2 protein-coding genes are annotated in these 2,329 nt (G+C 60.8%); both read left to right on the plus strand.

The features are described 5' to 3' along the window. The first annotated feature begins 533 nt into the window (after positions 1–533). Positions 534–1,601, plus strand: coding sequence for an extracellular solute-binding protein (locus WB528_RS00920; protein WP_423886555.1), 1,068 nt, complete (start codon positions 534–536; stop codon positions 1,599–1,601). Between the two features lie 150 nt (positions 1,602–1,751). Next, positions 1,752–2,246, plus strand: a complete 495-nt coding sequence (locus tag WB528_RS00925; RefSeq protein WP_423886556.1) for a DUF3291 domain-containing protein — start codon at positions 1,752–1,754, stop codon at positions 2,244–2,246. Positions 2,247–2,329 lie beyond the last annotated feature (83 nt).

A 2,329-nucleotide genomic window follows, 5' to 3' on the forward strand; every position in this document is an offset into this window, starting at 1 on the left:
TCCTGCGCGATGGTTTTACGGGTTCCTTCGTGCTCTTCCCGGCGATCGGGCTTTCTTGCCGCCGTCACCCCCGAGAAGCGTTGGCTTCTTGAGAGTTTGATATCAGCGTCGAGATATCAGAACCACACGACTTCACCGTCCGCGACAGGCAGCGTTCGTCTGCCGTGCTGCCGCGTCCATCGCATCCCGCGCTCAACGTTCGTGACGACCGCGAAGCGCCCCTCCGTGAGGAGCGCGAGACGGCCGAATTATTGGACGTGATTTGCCCGACAACGCAAGGGGAAGTTTTCGGCGCTGGCGCCACGCCGGTGTCGCCAATTGGCACGAGGGGCAAATCAGGCGATGCGCCCGACAGTGTGTCAAGGAAGTGTCGTCATTCCGGGATGCCATTGCACATCGTAGCTCGCTCGTTGCACTCGCGCCCCGGAATGACGAAGCTTATTGGCCCAAAGCGGTAGTGCTGCAGCGTGCAATGTCCGCTAACATGGCACCGCAAGTAATCAAAAACAGCGGTTTTGCCGCGGGGAAACGCCATGAATAAGCGAAATTGGTCACGCCGGCAGGTGCTCGGTGTCTCGGCGGGATTGGCATCGGGCGCGCTTTTCGCCGAGCCTCTCAGGGCTGCCACGATTGCACCCTCCGCCGTCACTCCTGGCCTGATCGAGGCCGCGCGCAAGGAGGGCAAGATCTCCTACTACGCGGCGATCCAGTTGGACGTGGCCGAACGCCTGGGGAAATTGTTCGAAGCCAAATATCCCGGGATCGCCGTGCACGTCGAGCGTTCAGGGGCCGAGCGCATCTTTCAGCGTATCGCCCAGGAAAACGACAGTGGCATCCATGCGGTCGACGTCGCCAACTCCACCGACGTCTCGCACTACCTCGACTGGAAGAAAAAGGACTGGCTCGCGCCCTATCTGCCGGAAGATGTCGTCAAGCATTTTCCCGTCGACCAGATCGATCCCGGCGGATTGTACGCGACCGCGTGCGCCTGGTTTGAAGCGATCGGCTACAACACCAACCTGGTGAAGGCCGAAGACGCGCCGAAAAGCTACGCCGACCTGTTGGACCCGAAATGGCAGGGCAAGATCGTCAAGGCTCACCCGAGCTACAGCGGCGCCATCCTGACGGCGACCTTCGTGCTCTCGCGCGATCTCGGCTGGTCTTATCTGGAAAAACTCGCCAAGCAAAAAGTGATGCAGGTGCAATCGGCGGGCGATCCGCCGAAAAAGGTCATGCTCGGCGAGCGCGCGGTCATGGCCGACGGCAACGACTACAACCTCGTCGTGTTCAAGGATCAGGGCAAGCCCGTCGAGGTGGTCTATCCGCTCGAAGGTTCACCGCTGATCATCGTTCCGAGCGGGGTGTTCAAGAACGCGCCCAACCCGAATGCAGCGCGGCTGTTCCAGAGCTTCTTCTTCAGCCGCGAGGCCCAGCAGATGCTGGTCGACGAATTCGCCCATCGCTCTTTCCACGCCGAGGTGAAGCCGCACCCGGGCCAAAAGCCGATGTCGGAAGTGAAGATGCTGAAATCCGATCCGGCCGCGGTGGAGGCGGCGAGCGAAGAACTGAAGGCGCACTACGCGAAGGTGTTTAAGGTTTGAGGCGTTTACCGGTGGACGCTCGTTAGCGCAGCGCCAGGTTGCTCGTGGCCGCCTGCATTGTCCGGGTTTGAATCGCAGCGATTACCCGTCTAAACTCTCGTCAATGCGGGCGGCGTGAATTGCCGCGTTCGTTGGCGACGGAGCAGGACCTTGCAACAGCCACCCAACCATCACCTTGCAGAACTGAACATCGGCCGTATCAGATACGAGATCGACGATCCGCGCATGGCGGATTTTACCAACAATCTTGAACTGGTGAACGGCGTCGCCGAACGCAGCGCCGGATTCATCTGGCGCTATATCGACGACAGCGGCAGCGCCACCAACACGCGGCCTTACGCCGACCCGCGTATCATCGTCAATTTTTCGGTGTGGGAGAATATCGACGCGCTGGAGCATTTCGTCTGGCAGACGGTCCACAAACGCTTTTACGGCCGCCGTCCCGACTGGTTCGAACATTTCGAGGGCCCGTCGATGGTGTTGTGGTGGGTACCGGCAGGGCATCGGCCAAGTGTCGAGGAAGCTGTCGCGCGGCTTGAGCATCTGAAACAGCACGGTCCCAGCGAGCACGCGTTTGACTGGCAAACAGCGTCTGCGCAACTCTGGAAGACGGCGCGCTGCACGCCCTCCGGACAGGTGGCGTAGGACCTGACCGGAACACCGCGGTATCCGCGGTCACAGGATCTTCAGGTGTGTTGACGCGGTGGCTGACCAGCTCGCCACCAGGG

Source organism: Bradyrhizobium sp., assembly GCF_049586575.1.
In the GTDB taxonomy this organism is placed as follows: domain Bacteria; phylum Pseudomonadota; class Alphaproteobacteria; order Rhizobiales; family Xanthobacteraceae; genus Bradyrhizobium.